15 protein-coding genes and 1 pseudogene are annotated in these 20,850 nt (G+C 64.9%); 3 read left to right on the top strand and 13 right to left on the bottom strand.

Annotated elements, in window-relative coordinates; translation table 11 throughout:
* Positions 1 to 3 precede the first annotated feature (3 nt).
* The 7 genes from ABWY06_RS03920 to ABWY06_RS03890 form a co-directional block, all read right to left on the bottom strand.
* Complete coding sequence (locus ABWY06_RS03920) at positions 4 to 3,123, bottom strand: error-prone DNA polymerase (RefSeq protein WP_353924259.1); 3,120 nt, start codon at positions 3,121 to 3,123, stop codon at positions 4 to 6.
* Positions 3,120 to 4,529 (bottom strand): Y-family DNA polymerase, encoded by a 1,410-nt coding sequence (locus tag ABWY06_RS03915; protein ID WP_353924258.1) that lies wholly within the window; start codon positions 4,527 to 4,529, stop codon positions 3,120 to 3,122. Before ABWY06_RS03915 ends, ABWY06_RS03920 begins: the two co-directional genes overlap by 4 nt.
* A 7-nt stretch (positions 4,530 to 4,536) precedes the next feature.
* Positions 4,537 to 5,151 (bottom strand): translesion DNA synthesis-associated protein ImuA, encoded by a 615-nt coding sequence (gene imuA / locus ABWY06_RS03910; protein ID WP_353924257.1) that lies wholly within the window; start codon positions 5,149 to 5,151, stop codon positions 4,537 to 4,539.
* Positions 5,152 to 5,451: 300 nt separating this feature from the next.
* Positions 5,452 to 5,610 carry a YqaE/Pmp3 family membrane protein gene (locus ABWY06_RS03905; RefSeq protein ID WP_353924256.1) on the bottom strand — a complete coding sequence of 53 codons (159 nt, stop codon included), beginning with the start codon at positions 5,608 to 5,610 and terminating at the stop codon, positions 5,452 to 5,454.
* A 413-nt stretch (positions 5,611 to 6,023) separates the two neighbouring features.
* Positions 6,024 to 6,572, bottom strand: a complete 549-nt coding sequence (locus tag ABWY06_RS03900; RefSeq protein WP_502948145.1) for a sigma-E factor negative regulatory protein — start codon at positions 6,570 to 6,572, stop codon at positions 6,024 to 6,026.
* 31 nt (positions 6,573 to 6,603) lie between these two features.
* Complete coding sequence (rpoE, locus tag ABWY06_RS03895) at positions 6,604 to 7,182, bottom strand: RNA polymerase sigma factor RpoE (protein WP_353924255.1); 579 nt, start codon at positions 7,180 to 7,182, stop codon at positions 6,604 to 6,606.
* 141 nt (positions 7,183 to 7,323) lie between these two features.
* Positions 7,324 to 8,439 carry a mechanosensitive ion channel family protein gene (locus tag ABWY06_RS03890; protein ID WP_353924254.1) on the bottom strand — a complete coding sequence of 372 codons (1,116 nt, stop codon included), beginning with the start codon at positions 8,437 to 8,439 and terminating at the stop codon, positions 7,324 to 7,326.
* Between the two features lie 163 nt (positions 8,440 to 8,602).
* Between ABWY06_RS03890 and ABWY06_RS03885 the strand changes: the two genes are divergently transcribed.
* Together ABWY06_RS03885 and ABWY06_RS03880 are read left to right on the top strand one after the other, a co-directional pair.
* Complete coding sequence (locus tag ABWY06_RS03885; RefSeq protein WP_353924253.1) at positions 8,603 to 9,184, top strand: HD domain-containing protein; 582 nt, start codon at positions 8,603 to 8,605, stop codon at positions 9,182 to 9,184.
* 144 nt (positions 9,185 to 9,328) lie between these two features.
* Positions 9,329 to 10,696: a choice-of-anchor Q domain-containing protein gene (locus ABWY06_RS03880; RefSeq protein ID WP_353924252.1), complete on the top strand. Its 1,368-nt coding sequence runs from the start codon at positions 9,329 to 9,331 to the stop codon at positions 10,694 to 10,696.
* A gap of 24 nt (positions 10,697 to 10,720) precedes the next feature.
* On the opposite strand, the gene ABWY06_RS03875 is transcribed toward ABWY06_RS03880, so the two are convergent.
* A complete protein-coding gene (locus ABWY06_RS03875) occupies positions 10,721 to 11,491 on the bottom strand; it encodes a substrate-binding periplasmic protein (protein ID WP_353924251.1) in 771 nt (256 codons plus the stop codon).
* 388 nt (positions 11,492 to 11,879) lie between these two features.
* Here ABWY06_RS03875 and ABWY06_RS03870 point away from each other — a divergent pair, with 388 nt between their 5' ends.
* Positions 11,880 to 12,539 (top strand): endonuclease, encoded by a 660-nt coding sequence (locus ABWY06_RS03870; RefSeq protein ID WP_353924250.1) that lies wholly within the window; start codon positions 11,880 to 11,882, stop codon positions 12,537 to 12,539.
* Between the two features lie 74 nt (positions 12,540 to 12,613).
* On the opposite strand, the gene ABWY06_RS03865 is transcribed toward ABWY06_RS03870, so the two are convergent.
* The 5 genes and pseudogenes from ABWY06_RS03865 to ABWY06_RS03845 form a co-directional block, all read right to left on the bottom strand.
* On the bottom strand, positions 12,614 to 14,392 hold the full coding sequence (locus tag ABWY06_RS03865; protein WP_353924249.1) for an acyl-CoA dehydrogenase C-terminal domain-containing protein: 1,779 nt from the start codon (positions 14,390 to 14,392) through the stop codon (positions 12,614 to 12,616).
* 178 nt (positions 14,393 to 14,570) lie between these two features.
* Complete coding sequence (locus tag ABWY06_RS03860) at positions 14,571 to 16,367, bottom strand: acyl-CoA dehydrogenase C-terminal domain-containing protein (protein WP_353924248.1); 1,797 nt, start codon at positions 16,365 to 16,367, stop codon at positions 14,571 to 14,573.
* Between the two features lie 258 nt (positions 16,368 to 16,625).
* Positions 16,626 to 17,909: pseudogene (locus tag ABWY06_RS03855) on the bottom strand (GGDEF domain-containing protein); the annotation flags it as partial.
* Positions 17,910 to 18,116: 207 nt separating this feature from the next.
* Positions 18,117 to 19,922 carry a phenylacyl-CoA dehydrogenase gene (locus tag ABWY06_RS03850; RefSeq protein WP_353924247.1) on the bottom strand — a complete coding sequence of 602 codons (1,806 nt, stop codon included), beginning with the start codon at positions 19,920 to 19,922 and terminating at the stop codon, positions 18,117 to 18,119.
* 166 nt (positions 19,923 to 20,088) lie between these two features.
* The gene (locus ABWY06_RS03845) at positions 20,089 to 20,841 is read right to left on the bottom strand and encodes a putative metalloprotease CJM1_0395 family protein (protein ID WP_353924246.1); all 753 of its coding nucleotides are present in this window, start codon (positions 20,839 to 20,841) and stop codon (positions 20,089 to 20,091) included.
* Positions 20,842 to 20,850 lie beyond the last annotated feature (9 nt).

The following is a 20,850-nucleotide window of genomic DNA, read 5'->3' as shown; positions in this document are numbered from 1 at the left end:
GACCTAGTGGAAATCCCGACTTCTGACCGTCAGCCCGGCCAGCAGCGGCGTCAGGTCGGTCAAACGCCGGGCGATCAGGTGGCGCACGCCCTGCTCCGACTCCAGCCGCCCGTCCACCTGCAGCAGCCGTGACTCCAGCAGCACCCGCCGCTGACGCTCGGCCACGTCGCGCCAGACCACCACATTGAGCAGGCCATGTTCGTCCTCCAGGGTGACGAAGGTCACTCCGCTGGCGGTGGGCGGCCGCTGCCGGCCGATGACCAGGCCCGCCGCGCTGACCCGCGTGCCGTGCGCCAGTTCGACCAGCTCCAGGGAACTGCGGCAGCGCCGGGCCCGCAGCGCCGCACGCAGCAGCGCCAGCGGGTGCGGTCCCAGGGTGGTGCCGAGGCTGACATAGTCGGCCTGCACATCCTCGCCCGGGGTCGGCCGCGGCAAGGCCACGGGGGGTTCCCGGGGATCGGGCACGTCGGCGAACAGCGGTATTTGCGGCGCTACCGCGGCCACCGCCCAGCGCGCCTGATAGCGGTCGCCGGCCAGTCCCTGCAAGGCCCCGGCATCGGCCAGCAGTGCGCGACTACGGGCATCCAGGCCAGCCCGTTGGCAAAGGTCGGCCACCGAGTCGAAGGCACGGCCGGCCCGGGCCCGCACCACGGCCTGCGCCTGGGCCTCGTTGAGGCCCCGCACCAGGCTCAGCCCCAGGCGAATATCCGGTTGTGCCGCCGCCCCCGGTTCCAGGCTGCAATCCCAGTCGCTGTGGCGCACGTCCACCGCCAAGGTACGGACACCGTGGCGACGCACGTCCTGCAGCACCTGATCGGGGCTATAAAACCCCATCGGCCAGCTGTTGATCAGCGCGCAGGCGAAGGCCGCCGGCTCGTGGCATTTCAGCCAGCAACTGGCGTAGGTCAGCAAGGCGAAGCTGGCCGCATGGGACTCGGGAAAACCGTAGCTGCCAAAGCCCTTGATCTGCTCGAACAGCCGCGCGGCGAACTCGGCGTCGTAGCCATTCTTCAGCATGCCGTCGAGCAGCCGCACGCGCTGCGGCTCCAGGCCGCCGTGGCGTTTCCAGGCAGCCATGCAGCGGCGCAGCTGGTCGGCCTCGCCCGCCGAATAATCGGCGGCGACCATGGCCATCTGCATCACCTGCTCCTGGAACAGCGGCACGCCCAGGGTTCGCTCGAACACCGCGCGCAATTGCTCCGAGGGGTAGATCACCGGCTCCTCGCCGTTGCGGCGGCGCAGGTAGGGATGGACCATGTCGCCCTGGATCGGCCCGGGTCGGACGATGGCGACTTCGATCACCAGGTCGTAGAAGGTCTTGGGCTTGAGCCGCGGCAACATGGCCATCTGCGCCCGCGATTCGATCTGGAACACGCCCAGGGTATCGGCCCGGCCGATCATGGCGTAGGTCGCCGGGTCCTCGGCCGGAATGGTCGCCAGGCTCAGGTCGCGGCCACGGTAGCGGCGCAGCAGGTCGAAGCAGCGGCGCAAGGCGCTGAGCATGCCCAGGGCGAGGATGTCCACCTTGAGCAGGCCCATCTGGTCGAGGTCGTCCTTGTCCCACTGGATGATGGTGCGCTCGGCCATGGCGGCGTTCTCCACTGGCACCAGGGTATCCAGGGGCGCCTCCGAAATGACGAAACCACCCGGGTGCTGCGACAGGTGACGGGGAAAGCCGATCAGTTGTTCGGTCAGGCCCACCACCCGGCGCAGCAACGCGTTTTCGGGGTCGAACCCCTGCTCGCGCAGGCGCTCGGCCGACGGTGGCTGGTCGCTCCAGCGGCTGCAGCAGGCGGCCAGCGCGCCGATCTGGTCGGCCGGCAGCCCCAGGGCCTTGGCCACGTCGCGCACCGCCCCGGACGCATGGTAGGTGCTGACCACCGCGGTCAGCGCCGCGCGCCCACGCCCGTAACGCTGGAACACGTACTGCAACACCTCCTCGCGGCGCTCGTGCTCGAAATCGACATCGATGTCCGGCGGCTCGTTGCGCTCGCGGGACAGAAAACGCTCGAACAGCATGTTGCTGCGCTCGGGTTCGAGCTCGGTGATGCCCAGGGCGAAACAGACCGCCGAGTTGGCCGCCGATCCGCGACCCTGGCAGAGGATATGCCGGCTGCGGGCGAACTGGACGATATCGGCCACCGTCAGAAAATAACTCTCGAAGCCCAGTTCACCGATCACCTGCAACTCGGCGTCAATCTGCTCACGCGCCTTGTCCGAGGCGCCCGCCGGCCAACGCCGGAGCATGCCCTGCTCGGTCAGGTGGCGTAACCAGGCGGCCGCGCTCTGGCCGGCGGGCACCAGTTCATGGGGGTACTGATAGCGCAGTTGAGCCAGGTCGAACTGGCAGCGGCGGGCGATGGTCAGCGTCTCGTCCAGCAGGGGTGGCGGATAGAAACACGCCAACACCGGCAGGCTGCGCAGGTGCCGCTCGCCATTGGCGAACAACCGCTGCCCCGCCTCGGCCAAGGTGCAGTGCTGGCCGATGGCCGTAAGGGTGTCCTGCAAGGCACGGCGCCCACGCACGTGCATATGCACATCGCCGGCCGCCACCGCCGGCAGGCCCAAGGCGCTGGCCAGGGCCAGCCGCCGCTGCAGGTGGCGGGCATCGTCCGGCCCGCGGTGCAGTTCCACCGTCAGCCAGAGACGGTCCGCGAAGACCCGCTGCAACCAGCGCCCCTCCGCCAAGGGCGCGAGCTCGGGCGCGGGCTCACCGCTGTCAGGGTCAGCGCCCCCCTCGTCCGCCAGCCACAGGGCCAGCAGCCCGCCGGTGTGGGCCTGCGGCCCCTCGAAGTCGCTGCGCAGCAGCCGGTACTGGCCTTTTTTCACCCGGCGCCGGGCCTGGCTGATCAGCCGGCAGAGGGCCTGGTAACCACCAAGAGTCTCCGCCAGCAGCACCAGCCGGGGCCCCTGTTCGATGCGCATTTCGCTGCCGACGATCAGCGCCAGACCCGTTTGCTGGGCGGCCTGCCAGGCCCGGACTATGCCGGCCAGGGTGCATTCGTCGGTGATCGCCAGGGCCTGGTAGCCCAGTTGGGCGGCGCGTTCGAACAGCTCCAGGGCGCTGGAGGCGCCGCGCTGGAAACTGAAATTGGACAGGCAGTGCAGCTCGGCGTAGCTCATGCGAACCAGCCATGCAGCACAAAGGGGCCGGTGCCGCCCGCGGGGCGATAGACCCAGGCCCACTGGCCGTTGCGGGTCTGGACCCGGTAATAGTCGCGGCGCACGTCGGCGCCATCCCACCAGCCGGACTCGATGCGTTCGGGGCCGGCCAAGATCTGTGGGGCGAGTTCGTCCAGTGGCTGCGGCGCTTGCAACAACCAACCGGGTCGCAGACGCGCTTCGGCCGCGACCGGGGCGGCCGAGCACTGGGGCGACCAGGCACACTCCGGGCGATGGTCGGCACGCAGGCCGAGCGCCTGCACCGCGTCATCGCCCAGGCGGGCCCGCAGGCGCTCGCGCAAGGCCTCCCAGGCCAGGTGCTGCTGCGCCCGTTCCTCGAAGAGCTCGCGGCGCTCGGGCACGAAAGCCGGCAGCTCCTCGGCCACCAGCCGCAGCGCCCGCACCGGCGCAGGCACTTGCAGGCGCTCGAGCCGGCCACGGGCCAGTTCGAACAGCCGCGCGGGCACCCGCTCGGCGCTCAGCAAGCCGACCGGCACTTGGCTGTCGGGCCCGTCGGCATGCTCCAGGTGCAACACAAAACGCTGCACGCCACGGTCGCGCCCGGCCAGGAACGCGCCCAGGTCGGCGGTCAGGCGACGCAGGGGGAACAGCAGCGCCGGGTGCGACTCGACGTCGAAATTCAGCTCCAGGCGCTGGTCGAAACGGTCCGGCGGACGGTAACACTCCAGCGCCAGTGGCCGCTCGCCCAGCAGGGTATCCAGGTGCCGCAGCAGCTCAGGAGCAAAGCGCCGGGCCAGGCTGTCACGGGGCATGCCCAACAGCTCGCCCAGGCTGCGCAGGCCCATGCGCTGCAGGGCCTCGGCCGTCGCGCCGGGCAAGCCGGCTCGCTGCAGCGGCAGCCGTGCCAGGGTCTCGCGCAACCGCGGCGTCGCCACCGCCAGGCCGTCATGGACGTTGGCCAGTACGCGAGCCGCCAGGGGGTTGGGCGCCAGCACCAGGCGGTGCTGAAAGCCCAGGGCGGTCAACTCCTCCCGCAGGCGCGCCTCCAATCGCGGCCAGGGGCCAAAGAGCGCCAGGCTCGAACCGATTTCCAGCAACAGGACCCGGGGGAAATGCAGGCTGACTTGGGAGCTGTAGCCATAGGCCCAGGCGGCCAGCAACCGTCGCCAGTCTTCGATGGCCCGCGCATCGTAGTCGACCGCACTAAAACTGCCATTCAGGGCCCGTGCGGCGCTCAGCGTTTGCCCCGCACGCAAGCCCAGGCGCCGGGCCGACGGACTCACCGCCCGTAACACCCGCCGTTGCTGTGGGCCATCGACCAGCACCCGCGGTGCCTGCGGGTCGAAGCAGCCGCGCAGCACGCCATCGAGCGCCAGTTGCGGCAGCAGAATGCACAACCAGCGCATAACCGCCTCACTGCCCGCGAAACGCGATGGGCCTGCTCGGGGCCAGGCCGCCACGGCACTTGAGGACACGCACCTGGCCGCGCGGGCCGTCGAGCAGCAGGCGCAGGGCCGCGGGCGAGGGGTTGATCGCGGCCTGTAGCGGTCGGCAGGCGAACGCCAAGCACTGCCCGGTTTCGGCGGCCACCTGCAACCGGCGCAAGGCACGGTCATCGACCTGCTGCGGCCAACACAGCACGGCGGCGCAGCTGCCCGAACGCAGGCACTGTTCGGCCGCCCACAACCCCTCGGCGGCGCCAGCCTGCACCACCGACAATCCACGCAGGTCCACGCCGGCGGCCTGCCAGGCCGGCGCATAGGGCACATAAGGCGGCGCCACCAGCACGATGGACTGGCCCGCCTGACTCAGCCGGGCCAGGGTGGGCCAGAGCAGCTGCAACTCGCCGTGGCCCGGACCGGCACAGAGCACTTCGCTCAGCGCGGACGGCGGCCATCCGCCGGCCGGCAGGGCCGCATCCAGCGCAGCATGCCCGGTGGGCTGAAGGCTGGGCGGCAGGCCTTGGGGCTGCCCGCGCCAGACCCGGCGCTGGTCCAGCAGGGTTTCCAGGGCCAGCAGATTACTCACCCTGGCGTTCCTCGTAATGCCCTACCGAGCCTTGTACCGGGGCATACGCCCAAAAGCCGGTAGGACCTCGCACAGGGGGCGCCGGACGCAGCGCTAAGCCGGGGTGTTGGAGCGGCCAGACAAGACGACAAGACATTATGGCGACTCAATTATAGCTGTATGTACGTACAGTATAAGAGGCGGCATTTTGCCTGCAAGCCCGGCGCACCTCGCGCGACCGGCGGTTGCGCCTGGCTGCGCAGCGCCCGTATCCCAGGCGTAAAAAAAGCCTCCGCGGAGGCTCTGAACGCTGAACGGCGTTCAGCGTTTGGCGATGATATAGACCGCATGCACGATGCCCGGGATATACCCCAGCAGCGTCAGCAGGATATTCAGCCAGAAGGCACCGGCAAACCCCACCTGCAGAAACACGCCCAGGGGTGGAAGTAAGATGGCGATCAGAATGCGCAGCAGATCCATGGTGAGGTCCTCGTAATTCGATAGCGGGTCTGCCCAATTGACTGCAGGAGTCTTCAAGCAGTTCATTTCCTTATATTTTTATTAATTTTCGGCGCCGGCGGGCTAAACCATCAACGCCTAGTGGCGCCCCACAGCCGCCATTCCGGACAGGAGGAATGTGCCAAAAACAGCCAATCAGAACAAAGTGTTTAGATGGCGCAGGAGGCCACGCACAGCGATATCGCCTTGAGCGAAATCAGGTCGATTCAGCGGGCAGAGCTCGGAATACAGGGAAGCGCTCGCAGCGCTGCCGACCTATGACGATCGACTTCGAGGATGGCCGGATCGGCGTAACGCCGGCTAGGCCTGTCAAGCCCGGGGACATCCCGTTCCCCGTTAGACTCAAGCCCCATCAGCAGGGCCAGCGGCAACGCTTATCGAGCGGGCTGCTGCAGCGGCACCGACCCCAAGGGGGCGATATGCACCGGCACACCCTTATTCCGCAATGGCTGCTGAGGCCGTGCCTGCTGCGGAACCAGGGTCGGTCGGTAGCTGGCAACCTGCGCTTGCGTCTGGGCTTTGGGCAGGATCAAGGGTTGCTGGTTGCCCTGCTGCGCCAATTGCGCACCGCCCACCTCATCCTGGTTGTACAGACGGACTCCGGCCAAGACCGCCACGGTCACAGAGGCTGCAACGGCCAGGCGACCAATACCGCGCCAGCGTCCCGCCAAGGCAATCTTGCCGACCGGCGGCGCGACGTTGATGACCGGTTCGTGGGCCAACGCAGCGGAGATCGACGAGGCGATATCCAGACGGGGCTCGAGCAGTTCCTTGTGCATCACAGCACGTACCAACTGATAACGTGACCAAGTCCCACGAACGTCATCCGTCTCGAGTGCGCCGAGCACACGACGAAACTCCAGTTCGTTCGCTTCATTGTCCATCAAGGCAGACAAAGATTCTTTCAAGGCTTCACGACTCATAACGTTTCCTCTCTTTGTTATGACCATTGACTCAGGCTTGCAACAAAGGTTGCAAGGCATGATCGATGGCCTCGCGCGCCCTGAAAATCCGGGAGCGCACGGTACCCACTGGACACTGCATGACGCTGGCGATGTCCTCGTAGCTGAGACCATCAAATTCACGCAAAGTTATTGCAGTGCGCAAATCATCGGGCAAACGCTGAATACTTTTATGCACCGAGGCCTCCATTTCATCGCGCAAGACCAATCCCTCGGGCGACTCCACATTCTTCAGCCCATCGGCGCCATCGTGGTACTCCGCGTCTTCTGAGCTGACATCCGTGTCCGGCGGCCGGCGGCCACGGGACACCAGGTAATTCTTCGCCGTGTTGATCGCGATGCGGTACAGCCAGGTATAAAAGGCACTTTCACCACGGAAATTGGCCAGGGCGCGGTAGGCCTTGATAAAGGCCTCCTGGGCGACATCCTGGGCTTCATGGTGATCGTGCACAAAGCGCACGACCAGGGCGAAAATCTTGTGCTGGTACTTGATCACCAACAGGTCGAAAGCACGCTTGTCGCCAAGCTGCACCCGTTCCACCAGTTGCTGATCGCCTTCCGGGTTTTGCATTGAGGCTCCTTGTCGGACTCGAACCTAGCACCGGCGCAGTCAGGGCTACCCGGGAACAGATTCGTTGATTGATCGCATTGGGACATCAGAGTCCCGAAGCGTTCCGACAGTTCAGCCTAAATTATCGTCCCGTGCCCGGCCTCATTGGGCTGGGCGTCCCTGGATGGGAGGGTTGGAGCCGTTGGCCGCCGGCACATGTGCCAGGCCCGCGACACTTATCTGCGGCAGGGTGCCGCCGATAAATTCCAGGCTCTGGGTGGGGAAGGCGAACTGCACCTGCATCTCGGCAAAACGCTCCAGCAGCCCCAGGTTAATCTCCTGCTGGATATCCATGTAGCGGTTGTATTCGGCGCTGAGCACGAAATACACCACCTCGAACGTCAGCTGGTAATCGTCAAAGGTGGCGAAATGCGCCCGGTCGAAGCGCGTCAGCTCAATCCCCTGAATGATCTGCGCCACCACCGCGCCGATCTGGCGCACTTTCTGCGGCGGGGTGTTGTAGGTCACGCCGAACTTGAAGACGATCCGCCGCTGCTCCATGCGCTTGTAATTGTGCAGGGTTTGCTTGAGCAGCTCGGCATTCGAACAGACGATCTGCTCGCCGCTCAGGCTGCGAATCCGAGTGGTCTTCAGGCCAATATGCTCGATGGAACCGGCCACCTCGCCGAAGACGATGAAGTCGCCCAACTCAAAGGGTTTGTCCACGCCGATGGATAACGAGGCGAACACGTCGCTGAGCAACGTTTGCACCGCCAATGCGATGGCGATACCCCCCACCCCGAGACTGGCCACCAAGGCCGTGATGTCGACGCCCAGATTGGCCAGAACCGACAGCAGCATCAGGGTCCAGGCCAGCAGGCGCAGCAGGATCCCGATCAGCGTGGTGGTCACCGGGTTACGCACTTTGCCGGGTTCGTGCAGCAGACGGTCGACCCACAGGCGGATGCCACAATCGCACCACAGCGCCACCTGGAAGGCCAGGACGACGAACCAGCCATGGGCCAGGCTGCTTTCCCAGCGCGGCGGCAACCCCACTACCTTGAGGCCGATCATCAACGAAAAGACCAGCAGCAGGACGCCACTGGTGCGGCTGAGCATCTGCGCCGCGATGCCGTAGAAGGGTCCCCGCGACCCGCCGGACCAGCGCTCCAGCCGGCGACTGAGCAGGCCGATCAGCGTGCGCAGTATCAGGTGCCCGATCAGGGTGACCAGTAGCACCAGGGCGGCCTTGATCCACCAGGATTGCTCCAACAACATGTCCAGGTGTTCCACTGGGCGATAGCCTCCAAACCGAGCACGCCCCGTCGAGGGGCAACACTTGTTCAGGGGCCCGACAAACGGATAAGTTCACTCGGCAAGGCGCAGCCGGCCACCCTGCAGGGGTGGAGCTGGCGCACCCGGGCTCATTCAGGAGAGTCATATGAAGATCGAACAGCTACAGGGCGCCCTGACGTTTCTTAAAGAGGCCGAACGCCTCAAGGATGTGCTGAGAAGCTCGCACACTTCCAGCGGCCGTGCCGAAAGCACCGCCGAACACAGTTGGCGCCTGTGCCTGATGGCCATGCTGTTCGAGGACGCCTTCGCCGACATCGACTTCGCCAAGCTGCTGAAGATCTGCGTGATCCATGACCTGGGCGAGGCCATTGGCGGCGATATTCCAGCCGTGGAGCAACACCCCGATCAGCACAAGTCGGCGCAGGAGCGACGCGACCTGCTGACCCTGCTGGCCCCCTTGGAGATTGACCAGCAGGCGCGCTTCGTCGGGCTCTGGGACGAGTACGAGCATGCCTCCTCGCCCGAAGCACGCCTGGTCAAGGGCCTGGACAAACTGGAAACCATCCTGCAACACAACCAGGGCCTGAACCCGGACAACTTCGACTACGGCTTCAACCTGAGCTACGGCCAGAAACACACCGCGACTCACCCTTTATTCATCGCCCTGCGCCAGTTGCTGGATCAGGAGACCCGCGCCCGGGCGGCCGCCCGCGATGCCGATCGCTAAGAACCTAACGGCCATGACAGCTGTCGCCTGCCCACACCACCAATGCCGCGTGCGCGCTAGACCGGGGTCCAACCAGGGCGTAGCGAACGCTGCCAAGGAACGGCGGTCAGTTCACTTACGTCCCGCTGTTTTCCGGAGCCGTCTATGCCCCCCTCCTTGCTGTCGCGTGCCCTGCGCCACCTGCCCTCTGTCGTGCTGGCCTGCGGCATCATGCCGTGCCTGGCTGCCGACCTGATCGTCAGCCAAACCCAGGACAGCTACGATGGACTGTGCGATGCCGACTGCTCCCTACGCGACGCAATCAGCCAGGCTGCGACGCTACCAGGTCCGCAGCGCATCCGCCTCGCCGCCGGCACCTACACCCTGTCCCTGCCGCCGGCCCGCGCCGGCTTCGAGATCGTCGAGGAAAATGACAATCTCAACGGCGACCTGGATATTCGCGGCGATATCACCCTGGTCGGCGCCGGCAATGGCCTGACGTTTATCGATGCGGCGCAGATCGACCGGATCCTTGACGTGCAGCCCGGCGCGTTTTTTCGTCTGCAGCGCCTGACCCTGCGCAATGGCCTGTCTACGGGGTACGGCGGCGCGTTGCGCAATCAGGGCGAAACCATCCTGGATCAGGTCAATCTGCTCGACAACCGTGTGTATGCACCGGAACCCGCCGCCGGTGGCGGGGGCGCCATCGCCAACTTCTTCGTGCTGAGTCTTAGCAACGCCTTATTGCAGAACAACCATACCCACGCCGAGGAGCCGGGTCATGGCCAGGGCGGCGCCCTCTACAACACCAGGCAATTGAAGCTGCGCAACAGTACGTTGGATAACAACAGCAGCTCCGACGGCCTCGACACCGGCCGCGGCGGCGCACTCTACAACCAGGGCTTCGCCGATATCGCCCGCACCACCTTCACCCGCAATACCCTGGGTGAGTACGGAGCGGGTTCAGCCATTCTCAATGCCGAAGGTGGCGTGCTGCAGTTGAAAAACAGCACCCTCAGCCAGAATCGCGCGCACTACGGCCAGGGTGCGCTGGCCAATGGGCACGCCGCCAGCAATGGCAATTCCGGGACCCAGACGCTGCTGGTAAACGTCACCCTGGCCGACAACAGCGGAAATAACGCCTTGTCCAATTGGGCCTCGCTGGTGGTGCGTAACAGCCTGGTGGCCGGCAACTACTATATCCCCGATGAAGGCCCACGGCGGTCAAGTAACTGCAAACACCAAGGCAGTTATTACCTGGCCCGTGGCCTGCTGTTGGGCAGTGATGCCGGTCAGTGTCCGGCCGACCTGCCGATGGACGACAGCTTGACCTTCACCCAGGTGCTCGAGCCGCTCGCGGCGAACGGCGCGAGCACCTTTACCCACGCCCTGCGTCCGGCCAGCCCGGCGCTGGAGGCGGGCCTGGGCACTTGCACGCAAACGGATGAACGCGGCATCGCCCGCCCCCAGGACGGCAACGGCGACGGCGTGGCCGGCTGCGACCTGGGCGCCTACGAACGGGCGGCACCCTAAGTACGGAGGCCAAGACGCACCGTTTTAATCCAATCCGTATTTGACCTTGAGTGCCTTGACCGCGCGCGCCTCGCGGCGCAGGAACGCATCAAAACGCGCGATCAGCTCGGGGTGGCGGATACTGGACAAGTAGTAATGGCTGTCCTGCAGGGTCAAGAGGCTCGGCTCCACCACCAACCCTTGGGGTTTACCCATCAGGGTCAGGTGATAGCGAGCCACCTGCTGGGCCATATTGGCGCCGTCGATATAACCGGCCAGCGCCATGCGAATCAGCCCCTCAGGACCGGGGGACTCTTCGATCTTGACCTGGCCAGCGGCAATCTGCTCCTGAAATTTCCAGGGCGTGAAACCACGGACGAAACCCAGCTTGCGAAAATGTTCCAGGGGCTCGCCCAATCGGCTCGGCAACACCAGCATGGCGTCCTGGAACACCAGTACCGGTTGTGAATAGATCACCTTATGGGGCTGCTTTTGCGTGACATTCCAGCGCGGACTGTCGGGAAACACCAGGTCAAGCCGGCCAGCCCAGTAATTGTGAAAAAGCCTGCGTACCGGTAGCGCCACGTAACGCAGTTGAATGTGCTCGCGGGTAGCGAACAGGTCCAGCAGATCCCGGGCATACCCTCGGTACTGATAGTCCGGCGCCGTCACTGAGTAGATCGGGTAATAGTCGACGTCCTCGACGCCCACGCTGTACTCAGGGAGCGCCGCCCGGGCGGGCAACGTCATCAGCAGCAAAAGCCCTGACAGCAGCGACAGCCGGAACAACAGGGGGGAAGTGAACAACGACCACATGGCGGGGCTCGACGCTATCTACCGGCTCCAGTGTAGCCTGCGCCTGTCCACGTCGGTTCGTGACCGAGGGGACGGAAAAAGAAAACCCCGCCTAGGCGGGGCTTTGCAGACTGAATCCTGACATCCGTGATCTACCCGCCTTCCTGGCGGAACTCCTGCGTATCCCTGTTATTGCCTCTGCGCTTCCTGCGCTACGTCCATGGGCAGGCAGCGTACGCCGGGGTCGCGGGAGGCGCTAGCCGACATCTGCCGCAGACTGTGTAAGCCGTGACCTACACGAGAGCAAAGCGTTCAGGTGGCCGCTTTATTTTGTGACGCAAGTCTGGTTACACTGACTTGGTCCTACAAAAACAATAACCTTGGGACGGGTCGGGCTGAGGGTCACCGTATGCGCGTCGCCACTGCAATTGCCCTGACCTGCCTGACCGCCTGGGGCGCGCCCGTCATCGGGGCCGGCGGGCAGAACCGCCTGAGCGACCCCAAGGTCGCGGTGGAACAAGCCTTCTGGACCGAGCTGTATGGCGCAGGAGGCACCTCGCTCTACTGCGGTACGCCTTTCACCGCTGCGACAGACAGCCTGACCGCCAGCCGGATCTACAGCGTCAAACAGATCAAGAGCGCCATGCGCTGCAGCACCGATCGCCAATGCGCGGTGATGAATCCGCAGTACCTGTACATGCTCGCCGACCTGCATAACCTCTACCCCGCACTAAGCCGTATCGAAACAGCCAGGCGCAAGGCCCAGTTCGGTGAACTGGGTGACAGCGTGGTCAGCAAATTCGTCGAGAGCGACTGCGACCTGAAAACCAGCGTCTTATGGATCGAGCCACGCGATGGGGCCAAAGGCAATATCGCCCGGGCGCTGTTCTACATGCATACCGAATATGACCTCCCCCTGCCGGGTTCGCTGGAGCTGTTCAAGGCCTGGAACCAGCTGGACCCGGTAGATGCCGAGGAGAAACGCCGCAATGAGCGGATCGAGCAGTTGCAAGGCACGCGCAACCGCTTTATCGATGACCCGGCCGCCGCCGAGCGGCTGACCCCCTGAGCCGCTTCGGCAGCAAAGCCCAGCCATAAAAAAGCCCCGAACCAGTCGGGGCTTTTTTCATTCAACCAGGCGGATCAGAACTGCGCGGCGTCGAGCAGGAACAGCGACTCGCTACCGGCCTTGACCGAGGCGGTCAGCGAGTGGATGCGCGGCAGGATCCGCGCGAAGTAGAAGCGCGCGGTGCCCAGCTTGCTGGCATAGAACTGCTCCTGGCTTTCCTTGCCCAGCGCCGCCTTGGCCATCAACGCCCACATGTAGGCATAGGCGGTGTAACCAAACACGTGCAGGTACTCGACCGAGGCCGCACCAATCTCGTTGGGGTTGCCCTTGGCCCGCTCGATGACCCAGGCGGTCAGGTCGTCGAGGTTCTGCACGGCGGCCGTGAGCGGTTCGATGAATTCCGCCAGGCTGGCGTCGGCGGATGCGGCAAAGCTCTTGATCTCGTCGGCGAACAACTTGTAGAAATTACCGCCGCTGCCAACCACCTTACGCCCGATCAGGTCGAGTGCCTGGATGCCGTTGGTGCCTTCGTAGATCTGGGTGATCCGGCAATCGCGCACCAGTTGTTCCTGACCCCATTCACGGATATAGCCGTGGCCCCCGAAAACCTGCTGCCCCAGCACACAGGTATCCAGGCCCATGTCGGTGAGGAAGGCCTTGGCCACCGGCGTCAGCAGCGCGACCTTCTCGTCGGCCATCAGGTGGTCGACCGAGTCGTCGCTGAACTTGGCACAGTCCAGTTGCAGCGCCACGTAGCTGGAAAACGCCCGGCCACCCTCGTTGAGCGCCTTCATGGTCAGCAGCATGCGGCGCACATCCGGGTGCACGATGATCGGGTCGGCGGCCTTGTCCTTGGCCTGCGGGCCGGACGGCGAGCGGCTCTGCAAGCGGTCACGCGCATAGTCGACGGCGTTCTGGTAGGAACGCTCCCCCGAGGCCAGGCCCTGAATACCGACGCCCAGGCGCTCGTAGTTCATCATGGTGAACATGGCCGCGAGCCCTTTGTTCGGCTCGCCGACGATATAACCCAGGGCGCCGTCGAAGTTCATCACGCAGGTGGCCGAGGCCTTGATGCCCATCTTGTGCTCGATCGAGCCACAGGTCGCGGCGTTGCGCTCGCCCAGGCTGCCATCGGCGTTGACCATGAACTTGGGCACCAGGAACAGCGAGATGCCCTTGGGACCAGCCGGCGCATCCGGCAGCTTGGCCAGCACCAGGTGAATGATGTTCTCGGTCAGGTCGTGCTCGCCACCGGTGATAAAGATCTTGGTGCCGCTGACCTTGTAGGAACCGTCGGCCTGGGGCTCGGCCTTGGTGCGGATGATTCCCAGGTCGGTGCCGGCATGGGGCTCGGTCAGGCACATGGAGCCGGCCCAGACGCCGGAGTACATGTTCGGCAGGTACTTTTCCTTCAACTCGGCGCTGGCGTGGGCATTGATCGACAGGCAAGCGCCGGCGGTCAGCATCGGATAGAGGCCGAAGGACAGGTTCGCCGAGTTGACCATTTCCTCCACCTGGGCGGAGATCACCTTGGGCATGCCCATGCCGCCGTAGATCGGGTCACCGCCCACGCCAACCCAACCGCCTTCGGCATAGGTCCGGTAGGCCTCGGGGAAGCCGCTGGGGGTGCTGACCGCGCCCGCGCTCCACTGGCAACCTTCTTCATCGCCGCTACGGTTCAACGGGGCGATGCTCTTGGCCATTAACTTGCCGGCCTCCTCGAGGATGGCGTCGGCGGTTTCCGCATCCACCACTTCCGCCAACGCAGGCATCTCGGCCCAGAGTGTGGCCGCCTCGAATACTTCAGTGAGGACGAAGCGCATATCGCGCAGGGGCGCTTTGTAATCAGCCATGGCAAACCTCGTGAGAAAGTCTAGAAACGGCCCACAGGCCAGGCTGCAATTGTACCCGAACAACTTTTACGACACATAGAGTCACTGCGTGACCGCTTGTAACATCATAGTCACAGCATGCAACTCCCTGTCGCCCCCTGCCCGGTTCTGCACCCCGCGAGCCTGGCGGCCTGGCGCCTTACAGCAGAAAGTGCGCGGCCGGCAGATCCATCATGCAGGCACTGCCGGCCTGCACCGCGGCCAGATGAGTGGCGGTGCGTGGCAGCAGGCGCTGGAAGTAAAAACCGCAGGTTGCGACCTTGGTCTGGTAATACGCGGCCTCGTCGCTGCCCTCGGCCAGGCGCTGGTGGGCCACCAGCGCCATGCGCAACCAGAAGTAGCCGAGAATCACGTAGCCGGAAAACATCAGGTAATCCAGTGCGGCGGCCCCCACCTCGTCGGGGTTTTTCAGCGCGGCCAGACCGACTTGCTGGGTCATCTCGCCCCACTGCCGGTTAAGCCCGGCCAGTTGCCCGACCAAGGCCGCCAGTTGCGGATGCACCACCTGGGCCTGACAGAAGGCGTGGACGCGCTGGGTGAAACCGCGCAGCAAGCGACCCTGGCTGCCCAGCACCTTGCGTCCCAGCAGGTCGAGCGCCTGGATGCCATTGGTGCCTTCGTAGATCGGCGCGATGCGACAATCCCGAACCAGCTGCTCCATGCCCCATTCGCGAATAAACCCATGGCCACCGAAGACCTGCATGCCATGGTTGGTCACCTCCAGGCCCGTCTCGGTCATAAAGGCCTTGCAGATCGGTGTCAGCAGGGCCAGCAGGTCCTCGGCTTCCTGACGCTGATCGGCGTCCTCGGCCAGGTGCGCCGTGTCGATCAATTGCGCGCAAAAGTAAGCCAGCGCGCGATTGCCTTCGTTGAAGGCCTTCATGGTCAGCAGCATGCGGCGCACGTCCGGGTGCACGATAATCGGGTCGGCGGCTTTTTCCGGCGCCTTGGGTCCGCTCAGCGAACGCATCTGCAGGCGCTCGCTGGCGTAGCGCACCGCGCCCTGGTAGCTGCTTTCGCCCAGGCACAAGCCCTGCATGCCGGTGCCCAGACGGGCGTGGTTCATCATGGTGAACATGCAGTTCAGGCCCTTGTTGGCCTCGCCGATCAGAAAGCCGCTGGCGCCGTCGAAATTCATCACGCAGGTGGCCGAGGCCTTGATGCCCATCTTGTGCTCGATCGAGCCGCAGGCCACCGCGTTACGCGCACCGGCCTCGCCGGCCGCATCGGGCAGGAATTTGGGCACGATAAACAACGAGATGCCCTTGGTGCCCGCCGGGGCGTCCGGCAACTTGGCCAGCACCAGGTGCACGATATTTTCGCTGAGGTCGTGCTCACCGGCGGAGATGAAGATCTTGCTGCCGCTGATCGCGTAACTGCCATCGGCCTGGGGCACGGCGCGGGTCTTGATCAAGCCCAGGTCGGTGCCGCAGTGGGCCTCGGTCAGGCACATGGTGCCGGTCCAGCGCCCCTCGGTCAGGCGCCCCAGGTACAGTTGCTTCTGGGCCTCGCTGCCATGGGCATGGATGGCCGCCATGGCGCCATGGGTCAGGCCCGGGTACATGCCCCAGGAGGTATTGCTGGCGCCGATCATCTCGCTGATCAACAAGCCCAGTGACGGCGGCAAGCCCTGGCCGCCGTAGGCCGGATCGGCCGCCAAGCCGTTCCAGCCACCTTCGATGTACTGGACGAACGCCTGCTTGAAGCCAGTGGGCGTGGTGACCACACCCTGGTCGAACTGGCACCCCTCCTCGTCACCCGAGCGGTTCAGCGGCGCCAACACCTGCTCGCAGAACTTCGCGCCCTCCTCGAGGATGGCGTTGACCAGGTCCGGGGTGGCGTCGCGAGCGCCCAGCGCCGCGTAACTGCCGTGAAAGTCGAACACTTCGTCGATCAGAAAACGCACGTCACGCAGGGGGGCTTTATAGCTGGGCATGGCGATTCTCCGCGAACCAGGGGCATAAAGGCTCGACCCTACTGCGCGCGGTGGCAGGCAACAACAAGACTGCGGCTGCTGAATGCAGGGTCATAACCCGGCAGCAGCCACATCCGTGGGTTAACGACGGGCGCTGAGGCGATCTGGTTTGCGCCGTACCGGCGCCGCGTCGGCCGGTTCATCCGGCTCGTCCAGCGACAGGTCCAGAGCGGACGGCGCGTCGAGCGCCGCGACGCCCTGGACCGGCGCGCGCGCCTTGGCCGCTGGCGTACGCACCGCGCCGCGGCGATTTTGCCCCTGGGCCATGACCTTGTTACGTCCGGCGCCTTTGGCCGCGTACAGGGCCTGGTCCGCCGCCTTGAGCACTTCCTCGACCCCTCGCTGCTCGGCCTGCCGTTCAGCCACACCGATGCTGACGGTCACCGACACACTGGACGCGCCACGGGCGCCACGCTTTTGCCGGCCGCTTTTACCACTGGCCGGCCGCTGGCCCTGATCACGCAGTTGCAGCTGATAGGCCTGCACGGCCTCGCGAACCACTTCCAGGTGCGGCAGGCATTGTTCCAGGGTCTTGCCAGGAAAGACCAGGGTGAATTCCTCGCCGCCATAGCGGTAGGCCTTGCCGCCGCCACCGATCTTGCGCAGCTGCTGGGCGACCACCCGCAGCACCTGGTCACCGACATCGTGGCCATGGCTGTCGTTGAATTTCTTGAAATGGTCGACATCCGCCATGGCGATCACATAGGTGCGACCCAGGCGCTTGAGCCGTTCGTTCAGGGCGCGGCGCCCGGGCAAGCCGGTCAGCTCGTCGCGGAACGCCATTTGATAGGCCTCGTGCGCCACCGCGGCGACCAGGATCAGCATCACCTGGCTGCTGATCACCTGCAGCGCATGGGGCAGGCTGAAGACCTTGGGCAACATCCACAGCAGCCCCAGCAACCCGACCAACTGGGCCGCGTGCAACGGCCGGGGCCGCCGCAGGTATTGCATCAGCAGCAGCACGAAGGCCAGCGCGAAGGCCGGATACGCCAACTGGATCAGGCTCATGCCCGCGCCATGCAGCAGCGGCCAGCGGATCTCGCTCAGCCAGGCCTGCAGCGCCTCGGGATAGCGCTGCGCCAGCGCCAGCGCCGTGGCGGCCACCGCCAGCAACACCGCGCTGCGGGCGATCAGGTCCTGGACCAGGTGAGTGCGCTCTTCCCAGGCCGCGTACAGGCCATACAACAGCGGCAGCAACAGGCAACAAAGGTGGAACGTCAGGGCCGCGTCCGCCCGGGGCCGGCCCTGGGCATGGAAAAAATCGGTCTGGGTATCGAGCACGAAATACACCAGGTAGATCGCCAGCAGCAGGAACAGCTCACGCTGACGGCTATAGACCAGGCAATAGGCGCCCCCGAGCAACAGCAACAAGGTCGGCAGCACATTGAACAGCGACACGAAGAATTCGCTCAAGCCGCCCAGGGTGCCTGCCAGCACACCGCCGCCCAGCAACACCAGGGACGGTAGAAAATGACTCAGGCGCACAGCGGCTAGGGACGACAAGAGGACTCCGGACAGGCGAGGTGGACAACGCCCGGCATTTTGCCTGCTTGCACGGCATTAGGCACCCACCGCGCATGCATCCCCCGCCCGACGGCCGAATGGCGGGCGCCGCCGTGAAAACACAGCCCGAAAAGCAAAAAAAAGCCAAAAAAAACCGCTGACCCGAAGGTCAACGGCTTTTGTACAGGCCTTGAGTCAGCGCGGCACTCAGTAGCCCAGGGCGAAGTGCTCTTCGTCCATGTCCATCAGGTTGTTGGCGCCCGACAGCATGGTTTCGGCATGGGTGCGGGTACGCGGCAGGATGCGCTGGAAATAGAAGCGCGCGGTCTGCAGCTTGGCGTTGTAGAACGCCGCCTCCGAGGTGCCTTCGGCCAGTTTCTCGGCCGCCACACGGGCCATGTCCGCCCAGAAATAGGCCAGGCAGGCATAACCGGAGTACATCAGGAAGTCCACCGACGCGGCGCCGACTTCCTCGCGGTCCTTCATGGCAGCCATGCCGACCTTCATGGTCAGTTCGCCCCACTCCTTGTTCAGCTTGACCAGCGGCGCGACGAACTCCTTGATGGCGTCGTTGCTTTCGTGGGTCTGGCAGAACTTGTGCACGATCTTGGTGAAGCTTTTCAGCGACTCACCCTGGGTCATCAGGATCTTGCGACCCAGCAGGTCAAGCGCCTGGATGCCGGTGGTGCCTTCGTACAGCATGGAGATGCGGCTGTCGCGCACGTTCTGCTCCATGCCCCACTCGGCGATAAAGCCGTGGCCGCCGTAGATCTGCACGCCGTGGTTGGCAGCTTCGAAACCGACCTCGGTCATAAAGGCCTTGGCGATCGGGGTCATAAAGGCCAGCAGTGCATCGGCCTGTTTCTTCTGCTCTTCATCCTGGCCGTACTTAACGATGTCGACCAGCTTGGCGGTGAAGTAGACCATGGCGCGATTGCCTTCAGCGAACGCCTTCATGGTCAGCAGCATGCGACGCACGTCCGGATGGACGATGATCGGGTCAGCTGCCTTGTCCGGGGCCTTGGGGCCGGTCAGCGAGCGCATTTGCAGGCGATCACGGGCGTACTTCAGGCCACCCTGGAAACCGATTTCGGCGTGGGCCAGGCCTTGCAGCGCGGTACCCAGGCGAGCGGTGTTCATAAAGGTGAACATGCAGTTCAGGCCTTTGTTGGCCGGGCCGATCAGGTAGCCGGTGGCCGCGTCGAAGTTCATCACGCAGGTGGCGTTGCCGTGGATCCCCATCTTGTGCTCGATGGAACCGCAGGTCACGGCGTTGCGCGCGCCCACCGAGCCATCAGCCTGGGGCATGAACTTGGGCACGATAAACAGCGAAATGCCTTTGGTGCCGGCCGGGGCATCGGGCAGGCGCGCCAGCACGATATGCACGATGTTGTCGGCCATATCGTGTTCACCGGCGGAGATGAAGATCTTGGTGCCGGTGATGCTGTAGGAACCGTCTGCCTGGGGCTCGGCCTTGGTGCGCAACATGCCCAGGTCGGTGCCGCAATGCGGCTCGGTCAGGCACATGGTACCGGTCCACTCGCCAGACACCAGTTTGGTCAGGTAGGCGTGTTTCTGTTCGTCGGTGCCGTGCTCGGACAGGGTGTTCATCGCGCCATGGGACAGGCCCGGGTACATGCCCCAGGACCAGTTGGACTCACCGACCATCTCGCTGACGGCCAGGCCCAGGGACTCCGGCAAGCCTTGGCCACCGTGCTCGACGTCATGGGCCAGGCTCGGCCAGCCGCCTTCGACGAACTGTTTGTAGGCTTCCTTGAAGCCGCTCGGGGTTTTCACGCCGGACTCGCTCCAGGTGCAACCCTCTTGGTCACCCACGCGGTTCAGCGGTGCCAGCACTTGTTCACAAAACTTGGCGCCTTCCTCGAGGATGGCGTTGACCATGTCCGGAGTAGCGTCCTGGCAAGCCGGCAGGCTCTGATAATGCGCTTCGTAGCCGAGCAGTTCATCGCGTACGAAACGAATATCACGCAAGGGGGCCTTGTAATCAGGCATAGCGAATAACCTCTGCTGTAAATTCCTAATAAGGGTGACCGTCTTCTTCGGTCGCTTGCGGGATTACTCCCAGCCGCCCAGCAGCCCGCACGCGGCCTAGCGGTCAAACAGGCGTTTGAAACATACGTTTACGCCCCACCCTTGTCAAGCACCGCCAACGGCTGGATTACGCCACCAGGTCGACCCGCGGCGCGGACGACGACTCGGCGCTGCGTTGATAGAGGCTTAAATCGGCGATCGGCGCGCCAGCGGGACGCGCAGTTTTGTCCGCGGCGGTCGCTTCGGCGTCGGCCTTGGCCGCGGCCTTCTTGTCTTCCTCGGCTTTTGCGCTGTCGGCCTCGGTCTCGGCTTCGGCCGTGGCGCGCTGTTCCTCGGCCAGATCGACTCGGGCCTGGCTGGCCTGGGCTTGCGCCTGAGCGGCCACCTGGCGGTCCTGGCCGGAGGGCTCGGCGGGCGCCAGGGCGGCCCGCAGCACCACCGCCATCTTGCGCAGGGTGGCGGCGGGATCGTTGGCCACCGGGCTGGCATCGACGCTGACCTCGCCGTCCACCGCATAGCTCTTGCCGTCCGGGCCGCGCTTGAAACTGTAGGTCGGCGAACCGGTATAGCCGCCGCCAACCGCGGCATGGGCCTGCTCGTGCAGACGCACTTCGCGGTCGCGGCTGGAGAGATTCTGGATTTCCTGCAGTTCGCGCTGCTGCTCGGCGGTTTGCGCGCCGGCCGGCCGCGCCTGGGGGGCGCCCTCGCGATCAGCTTCTTCCCGGGCCGAAGCCTGACCAGGTGCGTCCTGGGCTTGAGCCGGGGTCGCCGGGGCCTGATTGCTGCGGGCCAGGTCGGGGGAAGCGTCAGGCGAAACCGGTCGCGCCGGAAGGGCGGACGGCGTGGGGGCAACGTAAGCAGAGGGGCTGCCGATCAGCATGGAAGTCTC

It is taken from the genome of Pseudomonas sp., assembly GCF_040514055.1.
Taxonomy (GTDB): Bacteria; Pseudomonadota; Gammaproteobacteria; order Pseudomonadales; family Pseudomonadaceae; genus Aquipseudomonas.
Note: the sequence above shows the minus strand (reverse complement) of the source record. Positions and strands in the feature narration are given on the sequence as shown.

Bases quoted from the DNA above. Each gene is read 5' to 3' on its own strand.
- ABWY06_RS03920 (WP_353924259.1), bottom strand. From the start codon at position 3,123: ATGAGCTACGCCGAGCTGCACTGCCTGTCCAATTTCAGTTTCCAGCGC.
- ABWY06_RS03890 (WP_353924254.1), bottom strand. From the start codon at position 8,439: ATGTTGTTGGAGCAATCCTGGTGGATCAAGGCCGCCCTGGTGCTACTG.
- ABWY06_RS03875 (WP_353924251.1), bottom strand. From the start codon at position 11,491: ATGTGGTCGTTGTTCACTTCCCCCCTGTTGTTCCGGCTGTCGCTGCTG.
- ABWY06_RS03900 (WP_502948145.1), bottom strand. From the start codon at position 6,572: ATGAGTCGTGAAGCCTTGAAAGAATCTTTGTCTGCCTTGATGGACAAT.
- ABWY06_RS03885 (WP_353924253.1), top strand. From the start codon at position 8,603: ATGAAGATCGAACAGCTACAGGGCGCCCTGACGTTTCTTAAAGAGGCC.
- ABWY06_RS03850 (WP_353924247.1), bottom strand. From the start codon at position 19,922: ATGCCTGATTACAAGGCCCCCTTGCGTGATATTCGTTTCGTACGCGAT.
- ABWY06_RS03860 (WP_353924248.1), bottom strand. From the start codon at position 16,367: ATGCCCAGCTATAAAGCCCCCCTGCGTGACGTGCGTTTTCTGATCGAC.
- ABWY06_RS03845 (WP_353924246.1), bottom strand. From the start codon at position 20,841: ATGCTGATCGGCAGCCCCTCTGCTTACGTTGCCCCCACGCCGTCCGCC.
- ABWY06_RS03915 (WP_353924258.1), bottom strand. From the start codon at position 4,529: ATGCGCTGGTTGTGCATTCTGCTGCCGCAACTGGCGCTCGATGGCGTG.
- ABWY06_RS03905 (WP_353924256.1), bottom strand. From the start codon at position 5,610: ATGGATCTGCTGCGCATTCTGATCGCCATCTTACTTCCACCCCTGGGC.
- ABWY06_RS03880 (WP_353924252.1), top strand. From the start codon at position 9,329: ATGCCCCCCTCCTTGCTGTCGCGTGCCCTGCGCCACCTGCCCTCTGTC.
- ABWY06_RS03870 (WP_353924250.1), top strand. From the start codon at position 11,880: ATGCGCGTCGCCACTGCAATTGCCCTGACCTGCCTGACCGCCTGGGGC.
- rpoE (WP_353924255.1), bottom strand. From the start codon at position 7,182: ATGCAAAACCCGGAAGGCGATCAGCAACTGGTGGAACGGGTGCAGCTT.
- ABWY06_RS03865 (WP_353924249.1), bottom strand. From the start codon at position 14,392: ATGGCTGATTACAAAGCGCCCCTGCGCGATATGCGCTTCGTCCTCACT.